The organism is Microbispora sp. NPDC088329, from assembly GCF_040685655.1.
In the GTDB taxonomy this organism is placed as follows: Bacteria; Actinomycetota; Actinomycetes; order Streptosporangiales; family Streptosporangiaceae; genus Microbispora.
Genome location: NZ_JBFBIP010000013.1, coordinates 183,978 through 201,069, shown reverse-complemented (window position 1 = coordinate 201,069; position 17,092 = coordinate 183,978). Strand labels below are relative to the sequence as shown.

At 70.1% G+C, this 17,092-nt stretch carries 18 protein-coding genes, 2 tRNA genes and 1 pseudogene; 8 read left to right on the top strand and 13 right to left on the bottom strand.

The window, feature by feature from the left end; translation table 11 throughout:
• The 10 genes from AB0O28_RS24180 to galU all read right to left on the bottom strand — a co-directional run.
• On the bottom strand, positions 1-2,116 hold a 2,116-nt coding region (locus AB0O28_RS24180; RefSeq protein ID WP_363643733.1), incomplete at its 3' end, for a tetratricopeptide repeat protein.
• Between the two features lie 449 nt (positions 2,117-2,565).
• A tRNA-Ala gene (locus tag AB0O28_RS24175) sits at positions 2,566-2,642 on the bottom strand.
• Between the two features lie 50 nt (positions 2,643-2,692).
• The gene (locus AB0O28_RS24170; protein ID WP_363643731.1) at positions 2,693-3,412 is read right to left on the bottom strand and encodes a hypothetical protein; all 720 of its coding nucleotides are present in this window, start codon (positions 3,410-3,412) and stop codon (positions 2,693-2,695) included.
• Between the two features lie 351 nt (positions 3,413-3,763).
• Positions 3,764-4,333 carry a hypothetical protein gene (locus AB0O28_RS24165; RefSeq protein WP_363643729.1) on the bottom strand — a complete coding sequence of 190 codons (570 nt, stop codon included), beginning with the start codon at positions 4,331-4,333 and terminating at the stop codon, positions 3,764-3,766.
• Positions 4,334-4,501: 168 nt separating this feature from the next.
• Positions 4,502-5,065: a hypothetical protein gene (locus tag AB0O28_RS24160; protein WP_363643727.1), complete on the bottom strand. Its 564-nt coding sequence runs from the start codon at positions 5,063-5,065 to the stop codon at positions 4,502-4,504.
• A gap of 204 nt (positions 5,066-5,269) precedes the next feature.
• Positions 5,270-5,911 carry a GNAT family protein gene (locus tag AB0O28_RS24155; RefSeq protein ID WP_363643725.1) on the bottom strand — a complete coding sequence of 214 codons (642 nt, stop codon included), beginning with the start codon at positions 5,909-5,911 and terminating at the stop codon, positions 5,270-5,272.
• Positions 5,912-5,987: 76 nt separating this feature from the next.
• The gene (locus AB0O28_RS24150) at positions 5,988-6,464 is read right to left on the bottom strand and encodes a MogA/MoaB family molybdenum cofactor biosynthesis protein (protein ID WP_363643723.1); all 477 of its coding nucleotides are present in this window, start codon (positions 6,462-6,464) and stop codon (positions 5,988-5,990) included.
• Positions 6,465-6,468: 4 nt separating this feature from the next.
• Positions 6,469-6,945 (bottom strand): cyclic pyranopterin monophosphate synthase MoaC, encoded by a 477-nt coding sequence (gene moaC, locus AB0O28_RS24145; RefSeq protein ID WP_363643721.1) that lies wholly within the window; start codon positions 6,943-6,945, stop codon positions 6,469-6,471.
• A complete protein-coding gene (gene glp / locus AB0O28_RS24140) occupies positions 6,942-8,126 on the bottom strand; it encodes a gephyrin-like molybdotransferase Glp (RefSeq protein ID WP_363643719.1) in 1,185 nt (394 codons plus the stop codon). Before glp ends, moaC begins: the two co-directional genes overlap by 4 nt.
• A gap of 4 nt (positions 8,127-8,130) precedes the next feature.
• Positions 8,131-9,036, bottom strand: coding sequence for a UTP--glucose-1-phosphate uridylyltransferase GalU (gene galU / locus AB0O28_RS24135; RefSeq protein WP_363643717.1), 906 nt, complete (start codon positions 9,034-9,036; stop codon positions 8,131-8,133).
• 33 nt (positions 9,037-9,069) lie between these two features.
• Between galU and AB0O28_RS24130 the strand changes: the two genes are divergently transcribed.
• The 3 genes and pseudogenes from AB0O28_RS24130 to AB0O28_RS24120 form a co-directional block, all read left to right on the top strand.
• Complete coding sequence (locus AB0O28_RS24130; RefSeq protein ID WP_363643790.1) at positions 9,070-9,636, top strand: 5-formyltetrahydrofolate cyclo-ligase; 567 nt, start codon at positions 9,070-9,072, stop codon at positions 9,634-9,636.
• 32 nt (positions 9,637-9,668) lie between these two features.
• Entirely contained in the window at positions 9,669-11,165 is a 1,497-nt protein-coding gene (locus tag AB0O28_RS24125) for a potassium/proton antiporter (RefSeq protein ID WP_363643715.1), read from the top strand.
• A gap of 169 nt (positions 11,166-11,334) precedes the next feature.
• Positions 11,335-11,547, top strand: a pseudogene (locus tag AB0O28_RS24120) (FmdB family zinc ribbon protein); the annotation flags it as partial.
• Positions 11,548-11,561: 14 nt separating this feature from the next.
• On the opposite strand, the gene AB0O28_RS24115 reads toward AB0O28_RS24120, so the two are convergent.
• Positions 11,562-11,717: a hypothetical protein gene (locus AB0O28_RS24115; protein WP_363643796.1), complete on the bottom strand. Its 156-nt coding sequence runs from the start codon at positions 11,715-11,717 to the stop codon at positions 11,562-11,564.
• A gap of 75 nt (positions 11,718-11,792) precedes the next feature.
• Between AB0O28_RS24115 and AB0O28_RS24110 the strand changes: the two genes are divergently transcribed.
• Positions 11,793-12,599, top strand: coding sequence for an S-methyl-5'-thioadenosine phosphorylase (locus tag AB0O28_RS24110; RefSeq protein WP_363643713.1), 807 nt, complete (start codon positions 11,793-11,795; stop codon positions 12,597-12,599).
• Positions 12,600-12,645: 46 nt separating this feature from the next.
• Complete coding sequence (locus AB0O28_RS24105) at positions 12,646-13,323, top strand: SAF domain-containing protein (RefSeq protein WP_363643711.1); 678 nt, start codon at positions 12,646-12,648, stop codon at positions 13,321-13,323.
• A 43-nt stretch (positions 13,324-13,366) separates the two neighbouring features.
• On the opposite strand, the gene AB0O28_RS24100 is transcribed toward AB0O28_RS24105, so the two are convergent.
• Positions 13,367-13,798, bottom strand: coding sequence for a MarR family transcriptional regulator (locus tag AB0O28_RS24100; protein ID WP_363643709.1), 432 nt, complete (start codon positions 13,796-13,798; stop codon positions 13,367-13,369).
• Positions 13,799-13,920: 122 nt separating this feature from the next.
• On the opposite strand from AB0O28_RS24100, the gene AB0O28_RS24095 reads away from it, so the two are divergent.
• Both AB0O28_RS24095 and AB0O28_RS24090 read left to right on the top strand, forming a co-directional pair.
• Positions 13,921-14,313, top strand: coding sequence for a VOC family protein (locus tag AB0O28_RS24095; protein WP_363643707.1), 393 nt, complete (start codon positions 13,921-13,923; stop codon positions 14,311-14,313).
• Between the two features lie 14 nt (positions 14,314-14,327).
• Positions 14,328-14,678 carry a DUF1801 domain-containing protein gene (locus tag AB0O28_RS24090; protein WP_363643705.1) on the top strand — a complete coding sequence of 117 codons (351 nt, stop codon included), beginning with the start codon at positions 14,328-14,330 and terminating at the stop codon, positions 14,676-14,678.
• Between the two features lie 110 nt (positions 14,679-14,788).
• Here the strand turns inward: AB0O28_RS24090 and AB0O28_RS24085 are convergent, their stop codons facing one another.
• Positions 14,789-15,919 (bottom strand): M15 family metallopeptidase, encoded by a 1,131-nt coding sequence (locus tag AB0O28_RS24085; protein WP_363643703.1) that lies wholly within the window; start codon positions 15,917-15,919, stop codon positions 14,789-14,791.
• Between the two features lie 900 nt (positions 15,920-16,819).
• Here AB0O28_RS24085 and AB0O28_RS24080 point away from each other — a divergent pair.
• Positions 16,820-16,892 (top strand) — tRNA-Arg (locus AB0O28_RS24080).
• Positions 16,893-17,092: the final 200 nt, after the last annotated feature.

Here is a 17,092-nt window from a genome sequence, read left to right as displayed (position 1 = left end):
TCTCCTCACCCGAGACCCGGCGGCTGATCTCCAGCACCGCCCGGTACTCGGCCGCCGCCTCCTCCAACCGCCCCAGCGCCGCCAGCACGCCCGCCAGCTCGTTCCGGCAGATCAGCGTGTCCTTGTGCTCCTCACCCGAGACCCGGCGGCTGATCTCCAGCACCGCCCGGTACTCGGCCGCCGCCTCCTCCAACCGCCCCAGCGCCGCCAGCACGCCCGCCAACTCGTTCCAGCCGAGGAGCGTGTTCCTGTGCTCCTCACCCAGCACCCGCCGCCGCGCCTCCAGCACCGCCCGGTACTCGGCCGCGGCCTCCTCCAGCCGCCCCGACTCCTTCATCGTGTACGCCAGGTTGTGCCGGCTGACCAGAGTGGAGGGGTGCTCCTCACCCAGCACCCGCCGCTGCACCTCCAGCACCGCCCGGCGCTCGGTCTCGGCCTCGGCCTCCGTCAACCGCCCCAGCGCCTCCAGCACGTTCACCAGGTTGCTCCGGCACAGCAGAGTGGACAGGTGCTCCTCACCCAGCACCCGCCGCTGTATCTCCAGCACCGCCCGGTATTCGGCCTCGGACTCCTCCAACCGTCCCAACGCCTTGAGCACGTTCGCCAGGTTGTTCCGGCAGACCAGGGTGGACAGGTGCTCCTCACCCAGCACCCGCCGCTGTATCTCCAGCACCGCCCGGTACTCGGCCTCGGACTCCTCCAACCGCCCCAGCCCCCGCAGCACGTTCGCCAGGCTGACACGACCGTCCAGCGTGTCCGGGTGCTCCTCACCCAGCACCCGCCGCTGCACCTCCAGCACCGCCCGTTGCTCGGCCTCGGCCTCCGCCAACCGCCCCGACGTTGCCAGCGCGCCCGCCCAGTTCTTCCAGCTGACCAGCGTGTCCGGGTGCTCCTCACCGTCGTCTGCCCAGCGGACATACATCTCCTGCAGGAACCCTTCGGCGGCCAGGGGGTAGCGTCCCTGGTCCCACAGTCGACTGGCCACGGCTTTGAGACCTGGTGCATCGGCATGGCCGATGATGACCCGGACGATGTGGTCGGGCACCTGCGTGGGGAGTGCGATCTGTTGCTGACAGCGGTCGGCCAGGTAGCCGGACACCTCCACCTTCGCCTCATCGCCGGCTACCGGTTGAAGGAGGGCGGTGGCGGACCCGCGCTGCCGGGTCGCCCATGCCCAGGCCTGCTCCAGCGGTTCCGGCCGGAGCCGCTGTCCGCCGCGTCGGTCGAGATAGTCCTGATGCAGCTCCTCCAGCAACGCCTTCGGAAGGGGAGACGGGTAGCCGGCGCGAAGACAGTCGACAGCGGCTGCCACCAGAGCCACACCGCGAGGGTTACGGTCGTCCGCCCAGGGTTCGTCATAGGCGTCCCGCACATACGGCCCCGCCGTCAAGAACTCGGCGATGCCGTACTCGCTCGCGTGGTCCAGCGCATCGGCGATCCGCTCGTCGGCCACCTGTGATCGGGCTCTCTCCAGCTCCGCAGGGCTGAACAGCCGCTCCAGGCGGATGCGCTGCGCTTGCTCCAGCACCTGGCCGGCCTGTTCGCGCAACTCCCTCTGGCCGGCGTCGGCGTCGGCGGGCACCTGCGCGAGCTGATCCTCCTCGGCGCCGCGCAGCGTGGCAACGATCGCCTTGTGCCCCCTGCCGCCCACGATGCGGGCGATCTGCACGGGTGTGATCGCGCCTGAGCGGAGAAAACGCTCTAGGTCGTCCAGCCACAGAACCGCGCGCCGGGATCGAGCGATCCGGTCGACGATCGCGGCCATCACGTCCTTGCCGATGTTCTTGTCGCCCGGCACGAAAAACTCATGACCGGAAAGCCGGGCGTGCACGGCTTCAAAAGCCGTCCGCGATTTACCCGCCGTGGAGTCCCCGATCAGGAGCACGAACCCGCCCCTGCCGAGACAATCACGGAGCTCGGCATCGACATCGCGCCGTACATAGACCGGCACCCGTTCCGGCTGCGAGCCTGCCACCGAAGCCGCAGCGCAAGGATGGACGCCCAATGCCAGCGGGTCACGCACCTGGCGCACCTTCGGTACCCGGCCCGATTCGAGCGTCAGCAAGCCGTCGGCAACCGTGAACCGCTGCTCGCCGCCATGCTGCGCCAGCCTCATGAATGCGGCGATTCGGCCCTGCCTCATCCCGCGCCTCCGGCCCTCGCGATCTTCTTAATGTCACCCCCGATAAATCACAGGAAAACGCAATTCACACGACCGCGCCAGCCCATTTTTGAACCATTTCCTCCCGGGTCTGTCGCGTGGCTCGCACGCTCGTACCTGCGGGGCTCCAGCCACCTGCGAACCTCGGCTCACGCAATCACTTCGGAGCCGAACGCCGGAGACGCAAGAAGATCACGACCCGGGGCCGACCGGCCCCATGCCCTGAGGAGCGAGAGCCACGGCAGGTAGGCGGTCATGCCACCTGACCCCTAATGCTCCAGCAGCAGGAACGAGGCGGTAGCCGTACCGGTGAACCTTGGCAGGGGAACGGCCAGGACACGTGGCGGCACGGCCCTGAGCAGCGAAAAGGCCCGTCAGGTGGATCACCTGACGGGCCTTCGTCGTGGTGGAGCTATGGGGATTTGAACCCCAGACCCCTTCGATGCGAACGAAGTGCGCTACCGGACTGCGCTATAGCCCCAACGACCTCGACTAGATTAGCAAACTCTGCGGGGTGTTCGCGCCACCGACTCAGTCTCCGGCCGCGCGCCGTCCGTCGGCGTACTGGTCGAAGACCTGGACGCGCTTGCGCGCCTCGAACTTGATGATCTCCGCCTCGCGGGCTGCCGCGGCCAGGGCGCGGCGGCGTTCCCGCCGGCGGCGCAGGTGCTCGGCCCGCGCCAGGGCGGCCCTCTCCCGCTGCTCCCTGTCCACGCGTACGGCCACACGCAGCACGATGAGATAACCGACGAGGAGCACGCCCGAGGGCGCGACCGCCCACCAGGGCATCACGCGGACGGCCGCGGTGACCACGGAGGCCAGCACGAGCAGGATGCTCCACAGGAGCCGCCGCCGGCGCCGGGCGAGGATCCGGGCACGCCGGTGGGCGGCGACACGGCGGGCCCGTGCGTGCCGCTCCGCCGCGACCTGGTCCGCGGCCCCGGCCTCGGCGCCACGCACCGCCGTGGAAGACGGAGCGGGATCGGCGGATTCCGCGGACGTGGCCGGGGGCGTGATGACGGTGTCGGCGTCGCCCCCGTCCGCGTCACCAGCGCCGTCGAGGCTCTCGGCGGCATCGTCGGAGCCGGTTTCCGCGTCGTCGGCGGCGGGCGGCTCGGTCAGCGTGAACGCCTCGCCGGGCTGCTCCTCGAAGAGATCGTCGTCGGTGTGCCGATCACGGCGCAGCCACATGGGCAGCAGGACGCTGAGCCACATGACGACGATGGCGAGATAGAGCAGGGCGCTACCCATGCGCCCACCCCCGCACTGCCGTACGGGCACGCCTGCGGGCATGGTGAACACGTCCGTGGACCTGTGTCGGCGGAGAGGTGTTCACGTCACGCACGGTAGGACTGCGTGTCGCTGAATGACGAGTATTCAGTCCGGTGTGTCGCGAGATCGTCAAAGCTCTTCGTGTAATTCGATCCCGAGGATTCCGCGTGGTCCTCACGGACCACGCGGCTCACGGGCTCGACCGGCCGAATCTCGCGGCCTTCCCGGGTGTTCCGGCCCGCACGATCAGGGCCCACGCAATCAGGGCCCGGCCACCAGGGCCGAACGATCCGGGCCCGGGCGGTCGGCCGGCCGATGTGCTGCGGGAGATCAGCCCTCGAAATACACCGTGGCGGACCGGTACCAGGTCTTGCCGTTCTCGTCCCCGTAGTGCATACGACCGGTCATGACCTTGCCGGCCTTCGCCTGCCAGTTGTGGCTGCTCTCCGTGTACTCACCGCTCGTGTCCCCGTCGATCAGCGTCACCTGCCGCCCCTGCCAGTACAGCGCGGCGGTGCGGTACCTCGTGTCGCCGTTCTCGTCGCCCTTGTGCCACCTGCCGGCGATCACCTGGTTGTTGGGGGCGCTGTAGTCGGCCCTGCTCTCCCTCTGCGGGCTCGTCCAGTCTCCGGAGTGCACCTCGACCTGCTCGCCGTTGATCAGGATCCGGCTGCAGTAGTAGATGGTCTGCCCTCTCTCGTCGCCGGAGTGCGAGCGGCCGGTGAGCACCTGGTTCGGCGGACAGGTGACCTGGGTGCCGGTCGATTCCCACACCGACCGGGTCGAGACCTGTTCCACCTTGATCGTCACCGCCGCCGAAGCGGGAGCGGCCATGGTGGCGGCCGACAGAGCGGCGGCCACGGCGACGACGGACAGAGCCTTGCCGTACGTCCTCATCATCGTCTGTTCCTTAACTAGTGGAGTGATGCGCACGGCGGCGAAGATCGAAGAGAGTCCGGCCGGATATTCCCGGGTGCCGATGCACACGGGAATGGTCAGGTTCGGCCGGTTGCGCCGCCGGCGCGACGGTCGGTCGCCGCCCCTATGACGTGAGCGGCAGCGGCGGGGTCAGCCCGCGACGGTCACGGTGGCGTACCGGTACCAGGTCTTGCCGTTCTCGTCCCCGGTGTGCTTACGGCCGGTCATGACCGTGTTCCCCTGCGCCTGCCAGTTGTGCTTGTTCTCGTAGAAGTAGCCGGTGGAGTCCCCGTTGGCCAGCAGCACCTGCCGGCCCTGCCAGAAGATGGTGGCCGAGCGGTATCGCGTGTAGCCGTTCTCGTCGCCTTCGTGCCACCTGCCGACGACGGCCTGGTGGTCGGGGGCGCTGTAGTCGGCCTTGCTCTCCTTCTGGCGGGTGCCCCAGTCGCCGATGTACACCCGGGCCTGCTCCCCGTTGATGAGAATGAAGCTGCAGGTATAGGTGGTGTCCTGCATCTCGTCGCCGTGGTGCGAGCGGCCGGTGAGCACCATGTTCGTCGGGCACGTGATCGGGTTCAGCCACTCGATCACGGTCTCGGTGTGGGCGGGGACGATCTCGATCTTCACCGCCGCGGCGGACGCGGGTGCGGGTGCCACCGTGGTCACGGCCGCGGCCAGAGCGGCCGCTGCGATGAATAACGCCTTTTTCCTCATGTGGGTGTCTCCCCGTGATGCGGTTTCGCTTACGGCCACGAAGCATCACGGGGCCCACTGGTGATCCACTTGTGCGTCGGTTGCGGCGGCGGCGAGGGCGTGCACCGCCCGGACCCGCGTCTCGAGGCGCACGGAGCTGTCGGCAGAACGCTCTGACGATCCGCTTGTGACTCGGTTGCAACGGCGGCAGGACAGCCCTCGTGGCTATCCGGGGCTTGACTCGCTGCGGCGGGCGGCCGAGTTCATGGTGCGGCGCCATTGGACGAGCAGCCCGCGCGGCACGTCCTCGACGGTCAGCGCGTAGCAGATGTGGTCGCGCCACGCGCCGTCGATGTGCAGTTGCCGCCGGCGGATGCCCTCCTCACGGAATCCGAGCTTCTCCACGACCCTGCGACTGGCGTGGTTCTCCGGCCGGATGTTGGCCTCCAGCCGGTGTAAACCGGTCGTGAAGAAGCAGTGGTCGACGGCCATGGCGAGCGCGGTCGGAGTGATGCCCCGACCGGCCAGCGCGCCGTCGATCCAGTAGCCCACCTGGGCGGAGCGGGCCGAGCCCCACACGATCGCCCCCACGGTGAGCTGCCCGGCGAACCGTCCCTCGTACGTGACGACCCAGGGCATGGCCATCCCCTGGCGTGCCTCGCGGCGCAGCGTGCCGACCATCGAGACGTACGGCCCGAGACCTGTGCGGAACAGCGGGGTCTCGGGGTTGCTGGGCTCCCAGGGACGGAGCCATTCGGCGTTGCGCAGGCGCGTGTCGCGCCAGTCCCGCACGTCGCGCAGGCGCAGCGGCCGCAGCCCGACGGGTCCCTCGGCCATGGACGCCGGCCAGCCGCGAAGTCGATCCATTCGTCAATCATCCACCGGAACACGGTCAACGCGCCACGCGGGACGCGCCTCATCCTCAGCGGGCTCAGCGGGCTCCTCAACCGGCATGGTCGCCGCCGTGGATCTGGTCGACGACATGGCCCAGGATCGGGGTCAGCACGGCCATGCCGTCCCGTACGCCTCCGGAGGACCCGGGCAGATTGACCACCAGCGTCTTCCCGGCCTGCCCGGCGAGGCCGCGCGACAGGATCGACGTCGGCACCTTCTCCCGGTTGACCTGGCGTATCGCCTCGGCGATGCCGGGGATCTCCCGGTCCAGCACCCGCGCGGTCATCTCCGGGGTGAGGTCGAGGGGCGTCACCCCGGTCCCGCCGGTCGTGACGATCACGTCGTACCCCTCGGCGACGCCGTCCCACAGCGCGGCCTCGACGGCGTCACCGTCGGGGACCACGCGGGGCCCGTCCACCTCGTGGCAGCCCGCCTCCCGCAGCAGGGAGGCCAGCAGCGGCCCGGAGCGGTCCTCGTAGACGCCCGCCGACGCTCTGTTGGACACCGTCACCACCAGCGCGCGCACGCCTTCACTCCTGTCCGGAACGCGTCCAGTGGCCGGTCTTGCCGCCGGTCTTCTCCTCGACCCGCACGTCGGTGATGACCGCCGCCGGGTCCACCGCTTTGATCATGTCCACCAGGGCGAGCGCGGCGACGGTGACGGCCGTCAGCGCCTCCATCTCGACGCCCGTCCTGTCGGCCGTACGGACCCGGGCGGTGATCTCCACGCCCTCGTCCACAACGGCCAGGTCGACCTTCACGCCGGTCAGGGCGATCGGGTGGCACAGCGGCACGAGGTCGGGGGTGCGCTTGGCGCCCATGATCCCGGCGATCCGCGCCACGCCGAGCGCGTCGCCCTTCGGCACGTCCCCGGCGCGCAGCACGGCCACCGCCTCGGGCGACAGCAGCACGCGCCCGGTCGCGATCGAGGTGCGCGCGCTCACGTCCTTCTCTGAGACGTCCACCATCCGGGCGGCCCCGGTCTCATCGACATGTGTCAGTCTCACAGCGGGATCACCTCCACCTCGGCGCCCTCGGGCAGCGAGGTCACGTCTTCGGGCACCGCGATCAGCGCGTTCGCCCCGGCCAGCGCCGCGAGCTGGTGCGAGCCCTGCCTGGTCACCGGCTCGACTGTCTCGCCGGACAGCACGGCGCGCAGGTACGACCGTTTCCCCTCGGGAGAGCGCAGCGGCGCGGTGACGGTCGCGCGGACCGTCGCCGGCGGTCCGGCCGGAAGTCCCTGCATGACCCGCAGGGCCGGCTTGACGAAGAGCACGAACGACACGAACGACGAGACCGGGTTGCCGGGCAGCGTGAAGATCGGCACCTGGTCCGGCCCCACGACGCCGAAGCCCTGCGGCATGCCCGGCTGCATGGCGACCTTCTCGAACGTCACCGTGCCCAGCGGGGACAGCGCCTCCTTGACCGGCTCGTACGCCCCCATCGAGACGCCGCCGCTGGTGATCACGGCGTCGGCCCGTACGAGCTGGGCGTCCAGCGTGTCCATGAACTCCTTGGGGTCGTCGGTCACCGAACCGGCGCGGTACCCCTCCGCTCCCGCCTCGCGCACGGCGGCGGCGAGCATGAAGCTGTTGGACTCCCAGATGCGGCCCGCGCCCAGCGGGGTGCCGGGCTCGGCGAGCTCGGCACCCGTGGACAGCACGACCACCCTCGGCCGGGGCCGCACCCGCACGCGGCGGCGGCCGACCCCGGCGAGTATCCCGATCTGCGCGGGCCCGATCCTGGCGCCCTCGCGGAGCACCACGTCGCCCGCGCGCACGTCCTCCCCCGCCCGCCGGATCGCGTTGCCGAGCGGGGCCGGCCTGTCGATCCGTACGCGGACGGTGCCGCCGTCGGTCCACTCCACCGGAACGACGGCGTCGGCTCCGGTGGGCAGGGGCGCCCCGGTCATGATGCGGGTGACCAGTCCGGGACCGAGGGCGTTCAGCCCGCCGTCCCCCGCCGCCACGTCTCCGATCACGGGCAGTGTGACGGGCGCGGCGGCCACGTCCTCGGCCCGTACGGCGTAGCCGTCCATCGCCGAGTTGTCGAACGGCGGCAGCGGGACGGGCGAGGCGACGTCCTCGGCCAGCACGGCGCCGAGGGCGGCGTCGATCTCGACCTCGAGCGGTGCGAGCGGACGCACCGCCGCGAGGATGTCGGCGAGATGGCGGTCGACGGGCTTCATCGGCTCACTGTCCGGACTTGTCGAGGAACTCCCGCAGCCACGGCAGGAACTCGGGGGCGAGGTCGTCCCGGTTCGCCGCGAACTGCACCACGGTCTGCAGATACTCCAGCTTGTTGCCGGTGTCGTAACGACGGCCGCGGAACAGCACGCCGTGCACCGGACCACCCTCGTCCGAGCTCGTCGAGGCCAGCGTACGCAGGGCGTCGGTGAGCTGGATCTCGCCGCCGCGCCCGGGCGGGGTGCGCTCCAGTACGTCGAACACGGCGGGGTCGATCACGTAGCGGCCGATGATGGCCCAGTTGGAGGGCGCCTCGTCGGCCGGGGGCTTCTCCACGAGGTCGGTGACGCGGACGACGTCGTCCTCGTCGGTCGGCTCGATGGCGGCGGCGCCGTACAGGGAGACGTGCTCGCGCGGCACCTCCATCAGCGCGACGACGCTGCCGCCGTAGGTCGCGCGCACCTCGATCATGCGCTTGAGCAGCGGGTCGCGCGGGTCGATGAGGTCGTCGCCGAGCAGGCAGGCGAACGGCTCGTGGCCGACGTGCTGCTTGGCGCACAGGACGGCGTGGCCGAGGCCCTTGGGCTCACCCTGCCGCACGTAGTGCATGGTGGCGAGGTCGACGGGTTCCTTCACCTGGTTGAGCCGCTCCTCGTCGCCCTTGGCGCGAAGAGCGTCCTCCAACTCGTACGCTACGTCGAAGTGGTCCTCGATCGAGCGCTTGTTGCGGCCGGTCACCATGAGGACGTCGAGCAGCCCGGCGGAGACGGCCTCCTCCACGACGTACTGGATGGCCGGCTTGTCGACGATGGGCAGCATCTCCTTGGGGGTCGCCTTCGTCGCGGGAAGGAAGCGGGTGCCGAGACCCGCGGCGGGCACGACGGCTTTGGTCACGGGATCGAAGTCAGCCATGAGTAGACACTAACGGAGCGGTCTTTGGACAAGATGAACCTGCGTCGGCGTATCCTCCGCGGCCGGTCGGAACTCGATCCCGGGACGCTGCGCGAGTCGTCGGCGGCGATCAGGGAGTTACTCCTCGACCAGCCGTGGGTGCAGATGGCGGGGCTGGTGGCCTGCTACTGGTCGACCGGCACCGAGCCGTCCACCCAGGGACTGATCCTGGCCCTGTGGAAGCACGGCGCCACGGTGATCCTGCCGGTGCAGCGCCCGGACGGCGACCTCGACTGGGCGGTGTACGACGGCCCGGACTCGCTGGCGCCCGGCCCTAACGGGATCATGGAGCCGGTGGACGTCCGGCGCGGCGTCGACGCGATCCGCACCGCCGCGCTGGTCATCGCGCCGGCCCTGGCCGTGGACCGGGTCACCGGCGTACGGCTCGGCCGCGGCGGCGGGTTCTACGACCGGGCGCTGGCCCGCGTCGGGCCGAACGTGCCGACGGTGGCCCTCCTGCACGAGGGCGAGCTGGTGGAGGGGGTGCCCACGGAGCCCCACGACCAGCGGGTGCGCTTCGCCGCCCTCCCGAGCGGAATCACCCGTTTGGTACAGATATGACAAGATTGTCGTAAGGGACAGCGAAGGGAGCGGTGGGTCTGAACGTCTGGCTGCTCCTGTCCGCCGCCGTCGTCATCGCGTGCGTCGCGTCCGTACGGATCGCGCACCGCACCGGCCTTCCCACCCTGCTCATCTACCTCGGCCTCGGCCTGCTACTCGGCGAGAGCGGCATCCACTTCGACAACGCCCAGAACGCCCAGCACCTCGGGCTCGTCGCACTCGCCGTGATCCTGGCCGAAGGCGGCCTGACCACCAACTGGAGCCACGTACGCAACGCCGTGCCGGCCGCGCTGGTGCTGGCCACGGTCGGCGTCGCGGTCAGCGTGATCGTGCTCGCACTGGCCGTCTGGCTGCTGCTCGGCATGGACTGGCGAACGGCGCTGCTGCTGGGCGCCATCCTGGCCTCGACCGATGCGGCGGCCGTCTTCTCCGTGCTGCGGCGGCTGCCGCTGCCGCCCCGGCTCGCGGGCGTCCTGGAAGCCGAGTCGGGTTTCAACGACGCTCCGACCGTCATCCTCGTGATGGCGCTCAGCGCGGCACCCACGCTGACGCTCTCGCTGTCGGCCACCCTGCTGGAGACCGTGCTCGAACTGGCCGTCGGTGCGGCCATCGGCCTCGCCGTCGGGCCCGCGGGGGTCTACGCGTTGCGCCGGGTCGCGCTGCCGGCCTCCGGCCTGTACCCGATCGCGGTGATGGCGCTGGCGCTGGCCACCTACAGCGGGGCCACGCTGGTGCACGGCAGCGGGTTCCTCGCCGTGTACATCGCCACGGTGATCCTCGGCAACGCCCGCCTCCCCCACCGCGCCGCGACGCGCGGCTTCGCGGAGGGCGCCGCCTGGCTCGCCCAGATCGGGCTGTTCGTCATGCTCGGCCTGCTGGCCGACCCCGGTGAGCTGCCCGCCGTGTTCGTCCCCGCCCTGGTCTCCGGGGTGCTGCTCGTCCTGGTCGCCCGGCCCGCGTCGGTCGTGGTGTCCGCCCTGCTGACGCGGGTGCTGCGGATCGGCGCGATCTCCTGGCGGGAGCAGGTGTTCCTGTCGTGGGCAGGGCTGCGCGGCGCGGTGCCGATCGTGCTCGCCACGATCCCCTGGGCGGCCGGGGTGCCGGGGGCGAAGAACCTGTTCGACGACGTGTTCGTGATCGTCATCGTGTTCACGTTCCTCCAAGGGCCGCTGCTGCCGCACCTCGCCCGCAGGCTCCGCCTGTCCGCCGAGGGCGAGGCCCGTGACCTCGACGTGGAGGCCGCGCCCCTGGAGGAACTGAACGCCGACCTGCTGCAGGTCCGCATCCCGTCGGGTTCGCTCATGCACGGCGTGGAGATCTTCGAGCTGCGGCTGCCCGCGAACACCATGGTCACGCTCGTCGTGCGGAAGGGGCAGTCGTTCGTACCCACGAATACGACCCGGCTGCTGGCCGGGGACCAGCTTCTCGTGGTCACCACGGCCGCCCAGCGGGAGACGGTCGAACGCCGCCTGCGCGCCGTGAGCCGCCGCGGCAAGCTCGCCGGCTGGTACGGAGAGCGCGGCGGCTGACCATCGTCGCCCGGTTCGCGCGGGTCTCATGGCGGAGATCGTACGGGTCTCGTCGTGAAGTTCGCCCGGGTCTCATGGCCGAGATCGCGCGGGGTCCGCGGACTGGCGGTTTCGCGGGCGGACCGGGGAGCGGCGAACGGGACGCCGTGGGGCAATAAACCGGGCTGGAGTGGCGTTTGGGCTTGTTGACTGCTTACCATTAGCAATCGACCCGGTCGAGTGCCAGTCTCAGGAGGAGCGAGTGCCTACCTACCAGTACGCCTGTACCGCTTGCGGTGAGCAGCTGGAGGCCGTCCAGAAGTTCTCTGACGACCCGCTCACGGAGTGCCCGGCCTGCCAGGGCAAGCTGCGCAAGGTCTTCTCCGCCGTTGGCATCGTGTTCAAGGGCTCCGGCTTCTACCGGACCGACAACCGTTCGTCGGGCTCGTCGACGACCACGTCCAGCACGGCGTCGTCGTCCGCGAAGCCGTCCGGTGACTCGGGCAAGAAGGAGACCGCCTCCACGAGCTCGTCGAGCACCTCCTCGTCGAGCACGTCGTCCTCCGGCTCCACCGCCGCCGCCTGAGGTTATCCACAGGGGCCGACGAGTCGCGGCGGGTGTGCGGCGCCGTTCGCTAGGGTCGGCCCATGGTCAATCGCGCAGACATCGGGGTCATCGGCGGTTCGGGGTTCTACTCTCTGCTGGAGGACGCCGAAGAGATCGACGTGACGACGCCGTACGGCCCGCCCAGTGACTCGATCACCGTGGGCCGCATCGGCGAGCGGACCGTCGCGTTCGTCCCCCGGCACGGCCGCGGCCACACCTTTCCTCCCCACCGCATCCCCTATAGGGCGAACATGTGGGCCCTGCGATCCCTCGGCGTCCGCCAGGTGCTCGCGCCCAGCGCGGTCGGGTCCCTCCGCCCGGAGATCGGTCCGGGCGCCCTCGTGATCCCCGACCAGCTCGTGGACCGCACACAGGGGCGCGAGCAGACCTACTACGACACGGGCGGCGCCGTTCACGTGTCGTTCTCCGACCCCTACTGTCCCTCCGGACGCGCGGCCGCCGTGGCCACGGCACGCGAGACGGGCTGGGACACGGTCGACGGCGGCACCCTGGTCGTTGTCCAGGGGCCCCGCTTCTCCACGCGGGCCGAGTCGAAGTGGTTCGCGAACGCGGGCTGGTCGATCATCGGCATGACCGGGCACCCCGAGGCCGCGCTCGCCCGCGAGCTCGCCCTCTGCTACACGACGCTCGCCCTCGTGACCGACCACGACGCCGGTGTGGAGGCCGGTGAGGGGGTCACCCACGAGGAGGTCCTGGCCTTCTTCGCGGCCAACGTCGAGCGGATGCGCACTCTGGTCGCGCAGGTCGTCGAGACCCTTCCGGAGGAGCGTCCCTGCCCCTGCGGCAACGCCCTCGACAGCATCAAGTTGCCGATCGAGCTCCCCTGACACCGACGCGTGCCCGGCGAGGGGCGCGATTCGCACCGAGGTGGTCATGCGTGCCCTGAAACGGCTGTCGGCGCGCCGTCGCCGTCCGATCGCCGCCGTGCTCGCCGGTCTCGCGGTGGCCTGCGTGCTGCTGGCCGTCCGTGCCCCCGGCGGGGTGGAGGTCCTCGCCGCCGCCCGCGACCTCCCCGGGGGCCGGTTGGCCGCCTCCGACGTCGTGGTCGTACGGCTCCCGCCCGACGCCGTACCCGCCGGGGTGTACGCCCCCGGAACCCCCGTCTCGGGCCGCGTGCTCACGGGTCCGTTGCGTCGCGGCGAGCCCCTCACCGACGCGCGACTGCTCGGCCCGGGCCTGTTCCGCCAGGCCCTTGAGGGGCAGGGACCCGGCGGGCAGATGGCGAGTCCTCGGGCAACGGGAGACCAGGCGACGGAGACGGGGACGGGGATGGAGACGGGGATGGGGATGGTCGCGACGCCGGTCCGGATCGCCGACCCCGACGCCGCCCGCCTGCTGTCCCCGGGGGACGTCATCGACGTCATGGCTGCCTTCGCCGAGGGCCCTTTCCAGGCCCGGACCGTCGCCGAGGAGGTGCGGGTGATCGCACGGCCACCGAGCCGTACGGACGGCGGCGCGCTGCTCGTGCTCGCCACGACTCCCGGGCAGGCCGCCCAGCTCGCCCAGGCCCAGGCACAGGGCAGGCTCTCGGTGACCATCCGCCCTCGCTGACGAGCCACACCGGCAGGCCATGGGCGGGCGAGGCGGGCGGTGGTCAGTCGGTGCCCGCGCCGGCCTGCCGCCAGGCCCGCTGGTCACGCGTGACCTGATGGAGAATCTCCTTGAACCCGGCATAGCGCTCGGCACCGAGATTCCGTTCGTGCCGCTCTTCGATGGCGGCGAGGATGGCGCGCGCTTTGGCGATCTCGTCGATGCCGCGCTCGGTGGGGACGACGAGCTTGGCCCGGCGATCGGCGGGATCGGGTTCGCGGGTGACATAGCCGAGTTTGACGAGTTCGTCGAGGATCGTCCCGACGATCTGCTTGTGCTGGCCGGACCGCGCCGCGAGGTCCGTCGCGCGCACACCCTTTCCATCGAGGAACGCCAGAACCGTCCCGTGCCGCGGGCGCACGTCGGGATGCCCCTGCTCGGCGAGAGTCTCGAACAGCTCGTCTTGAAGAGCACGCATCAACTGGCCGGCCAGCACGCCGATGTCAGGGACCCTCACAGTCCACCGTCTTTCCGCAATTTAGTCACGATCATTGACTGTCAACGACCTTGATTATACGCTGGCACCAGAACACGCACCACACCACCCCAGGAGATCGAATGCTGTACATCAATCTGCCGGTCAAGGACCTCGCGACCTCCCGGCGGTTCTTCACCGCGCTCGGATTCGCCTTCAACGACCAGTTCGCCGACGAGAAGATGGAGGCGATGATCATCGGTCCGGACACCTTCGCGATGTTGCTGACCGAGGAATACTTCGCGACCTACACCGACAAGAAGATCGCCGACACCGGCGAGGTGACGGAGGCCATCTTCGCCTTAGGCGTGGAGAGCCGGCAGCGCGTCGACGAGCTCGCCGAGGCCGCCGCGGCCAACGGCGGCGCTCTGTCCGGCGAGACGAAGGACCTCGGCTTCGCCTACACCCGGGCGTTCACCGACCCCGACGGTCACCTCTGGGAGGCCACGCACATGGACTTCACCGCGGCCCAGTGAGGAGAGCCACGACGATGACCACCAGCGAGGTCGACACCTACATCGAGACCAAGCTCGACCCGAAGTACCGCGAGATCGTCGCGGCCCTGCGCGCCCTCGTGGCCGAACAGGCCCCCGGGGCCGTCGAATGCCTCACGTACGGCTCGCCGGCCTGGCGGGGCAACAAGATCCTCGCCGTCATCAGCCAGAGCAAAACTCATCTCACCTTCGCCTTCGAGCGGGGCGCGGAGATGTCCGACCCGCACGGCCTCCTCGAAGGAGTCGGTAAGAAGACCCGACACGTCAAGATCAAGACGCTGGACGGGATGAACGAGGCCGCACTACGCGACTACATCGACCAGGCCGTCCGTCTCGACGCCGGCTGACTCCCGTCAGGACGACGCGTCGCGTGCGGGACCCTGCGATGTGTCCCTCGCTCAGGGACAGTCGCGAGCCACTCCTGGGCGGGCCCCCACCGGCTCCATGGGCAGGCCCGTCACAGGAGTGAGCCGAGCTTGGGGTCGTACTCCCAGTGCCAGGGCTCGAAGGGGCTGTGGTAGGCCCAGTCGGGGTGCATCCAGCCGTACCGCTTGCTGTTGGCCTCAAGCCAGTTGAACTGGACGGAGCGGAAGTTCTGCACACCACCGCACAGGTCGACGGCGAGTCCCAGCCCGTGGTTGCTCTTGCCGGGAGTGGCCGCGAAGCCGGGCCGCCGGTAGTAGATGGACTGCTGCTCGCTGAGGTTGCGATAGCTGTCGGAGATGCATATCGAGGTGCCGAACCGCTTCTTGTAGGCGATGTTGAGATCGGCGAAGGCGATGGCCGCGTCCGCCCGCAGTGTCTCTCCGGCCTGCGGCAGGGGGCACAGGATGTTCTTGGGCAGCAGGCCGTTCGGGTACTCCTCCGCCTGGGTGATCCTGGTGGGGTCGCAGCCCCCCGCCCCCTGCGTCCCTTCGCCGATCTTCACGCCGAGCTTGATCAGCGCCCTGGTTAGCGACCGGACCAGCGTGGATGAGCGCTTGCGCAGAGCGGTGACCTGGGCGCTCAGCTGCGCCTCCTGCAGGAGGCTCGCCGCCCGGAGCTCCTGAGCCTCCTGGGCGAGCTGCTGCTGCCGCTCCAGCAGCTTGATCGCACCGCCGAGCACGTTGTTACGTCCGGCGACCAGGTGGTCGAGGTCGGCGATCCTCCGGAGGGTGCTCGTGCCGCCTCCCGCCCTGAAGAACGGGCTGAGCCCGTCGAGCGAAGGGTCCTGGTATGTGGATGAGACGAGGTCGGACAGCGGCTTGCGTAGTTCGTTGAGCTCCGCCGTGGCCTTCTGGAGACCTTCGAGCTTGGTCGCCAGCTCCTTTTCCACGGCGCCGAACTTCTTCTGGCGCGCCACCAGCGCTCGGTTCGCGTCCTCGATGGACTTGTACGCCTTCTGGGCCTCCCGCCGCAGCTCCGTCAGCGTGGCAGGCTCCTTGCCGAGCTCGCCGGTCCGGGCGCTTCCCCCTGCGGCTTCCGTGCGAGCCTCCGCGGTCGTGACGCCGGCCGAGGCCGCCGCGGCCGTGCCGTACGGCGCGGAAACGGCCAGCGAAGTCATTGCCGTGACGACCGCGATCAGCGTGGCTGATCGAGGAGATGGCACGATCGACTCCCCCGTTTGCGAACTCGTGACCTGGGTCAGGGACGCACGTTACTACAGCGTCCTGTGTGCCCGAGCCCCGGTTCGCGCAAGCGCTATCGACCGGTCACGTCGCATTTGCGCGTTTCCAGCTCGATCACTCGCCCTCGGACCGACTCTCACGTTCGCGGCAGAGCTCCCACAGCCACGTGTCCCGCCACTCCGGCGCACACGTGAAGGTCGTCTCCTCGTGAGGTTCCGGCTTTTCGTCCACCGGCCGCCGCACCTCCTTCGGGGCGTCCCCGGGGACGACATTCCGGACGGGTCGGACGACTGGAAGAACCCGTACGAGCCCCTCGTAGAGACGCGCGGGACCGGACGGCTCGGGCACCGGCGTCGGATTCAGCAGGGGCTCCCTCACCGCTCCCGCCATCGGGACCACGGCGATTCTCGGGGCCTCCCGGCCGTTCGCAGCCGCGCCCGGGACGTTCTCCGCCGGCGGCACGGCCGGCCGCGTGCCGGGCGTCCCGGCGGCGGCCCCGCCATCCCTGGTCCCGCCGGCGGGTCCGGGGGGCACTGCGGCGCGTCCGCCGCCCGATTCCGCGCGTACGGCCGCGCCTCGGGAGAGAACACCCCGCGCCCGATCCCCGTAGCCGATAAAGTCGGCCATGAGCATGCCCGAGGCCAGGATCACCGGTGCGATCAGCGCGGCGACGAGCACCACCGATCGCAGCCCGCGTGCGGATCCACGTCGCGTTAGGGTCACGGTCAGCGACGGTAACCAGCCTCGCCACCACGAGGTACAGCGACTTGCCCTGCCTTTACCGCAGGTCAGCCCGCCGGTGACCGGCGAGCCCGAAACGACACCCCCAGTGGAGGCGCGAGCGGGGCCAACCTTTCGCTAGGCTTACTGGTGCACATCACGCCTCCGTAGCTCAGGGGATAGAGCACCGCTCTCCTAAAGCGGGTGCCGCAGGTTCGAATCCTGCCGGGGGCACTCTTTGATCAGGCCCAATAGCCCCTCACCTGGGGTTTCTCTGTAGCCACGCGGCGATCATGTGCAGCCGTAGGCAGCTGCATGTCAGTGATCGCGAAATATACGCGAAATGATCTTACGGGTGTTTCCCCAGGTCAGGCCGCACATGCGAAGAGGCACGCTGCGCCCCGCCCCTTGGGCCACCTCGGCTGCCGGAACGC

Coding starts and splice junctions, on each gene's coding strand:
- AB0O28_RS24170 (WP_363643731.1), bottom strand. CDS start 3,412: ATGGGTAGCGCCCTGCTCTATCTCGCCATCGTCGTCATGTGGCTCAGC.
- AB0O28_RS24165 (WP_363643729.1), bottom strand. CDS start 4,333: ATGATGAGGACGTACGGCAAGGCTCTGTCCGTCGTCGCCGTGGCCGCC.
- AB0O28_RS24160 (WP_363643727.1), bottom strand. CDS start 5,065: ATGAGGAAAAAGGCGTTATTCATCGCAGCGGCCGCTCTGGCCGCGGCC.
- AB0O28_RS24155 (WP_363643725.1), bottom strand. CDS start 5,911: ATGGATCGACTTCGCGGCTGGCCGGCGTCCATGGCCGAGGGACCCGTC.
- glp (WP_363643719.1), bottom strand. CDS start 8,126: ATGAAGCCCGTCGACCGCCATCTCGCCGACATCCTCGCGGCGGTGCGT.
- galU (WP_363643717.1), bottom strand. CDS start 9,036: ATGGCTGACTTCGATCCCGTGACCAAAGCCGTCGTGCCCGCCGCGGGT.
- AB0O28_RS24130 (WP_363643790.1), top strand. CDS start 9,070: ATGAACCTGCGTCGGCGTATCCTCCGCGGCCGGTCGGAACTCGATCCC.
- AB0O28_RS24110 (WP_363643713.1), top strand. CDS start 11,793: ATGGTCAATCGCGCAGACATCGGGGTCATCGGCGGTTCGGGGTTCTAC.
- AB0O28_RS24105 (WP_363643711.1), top strand. CDS start 12,646: ATGCGTGCCCTGAAACGGCTGTCGGCGCGCCGTCGCCGTCCGATCGCC.
- AB0O28_RS24095 (WP_363643707.1), top strand. CDS start 13,921: ATGCTGTACATCAATCTGCCGGTCAAGGACCTCGCGACCTCCCGGCGG.
- AB0O28_RS24090 (WP_363643705.1), top strand. CDS start 14,328: ATGACCACCAGCGAGGTCGACACCTACATCGAGACCAAGCTCGACCCG.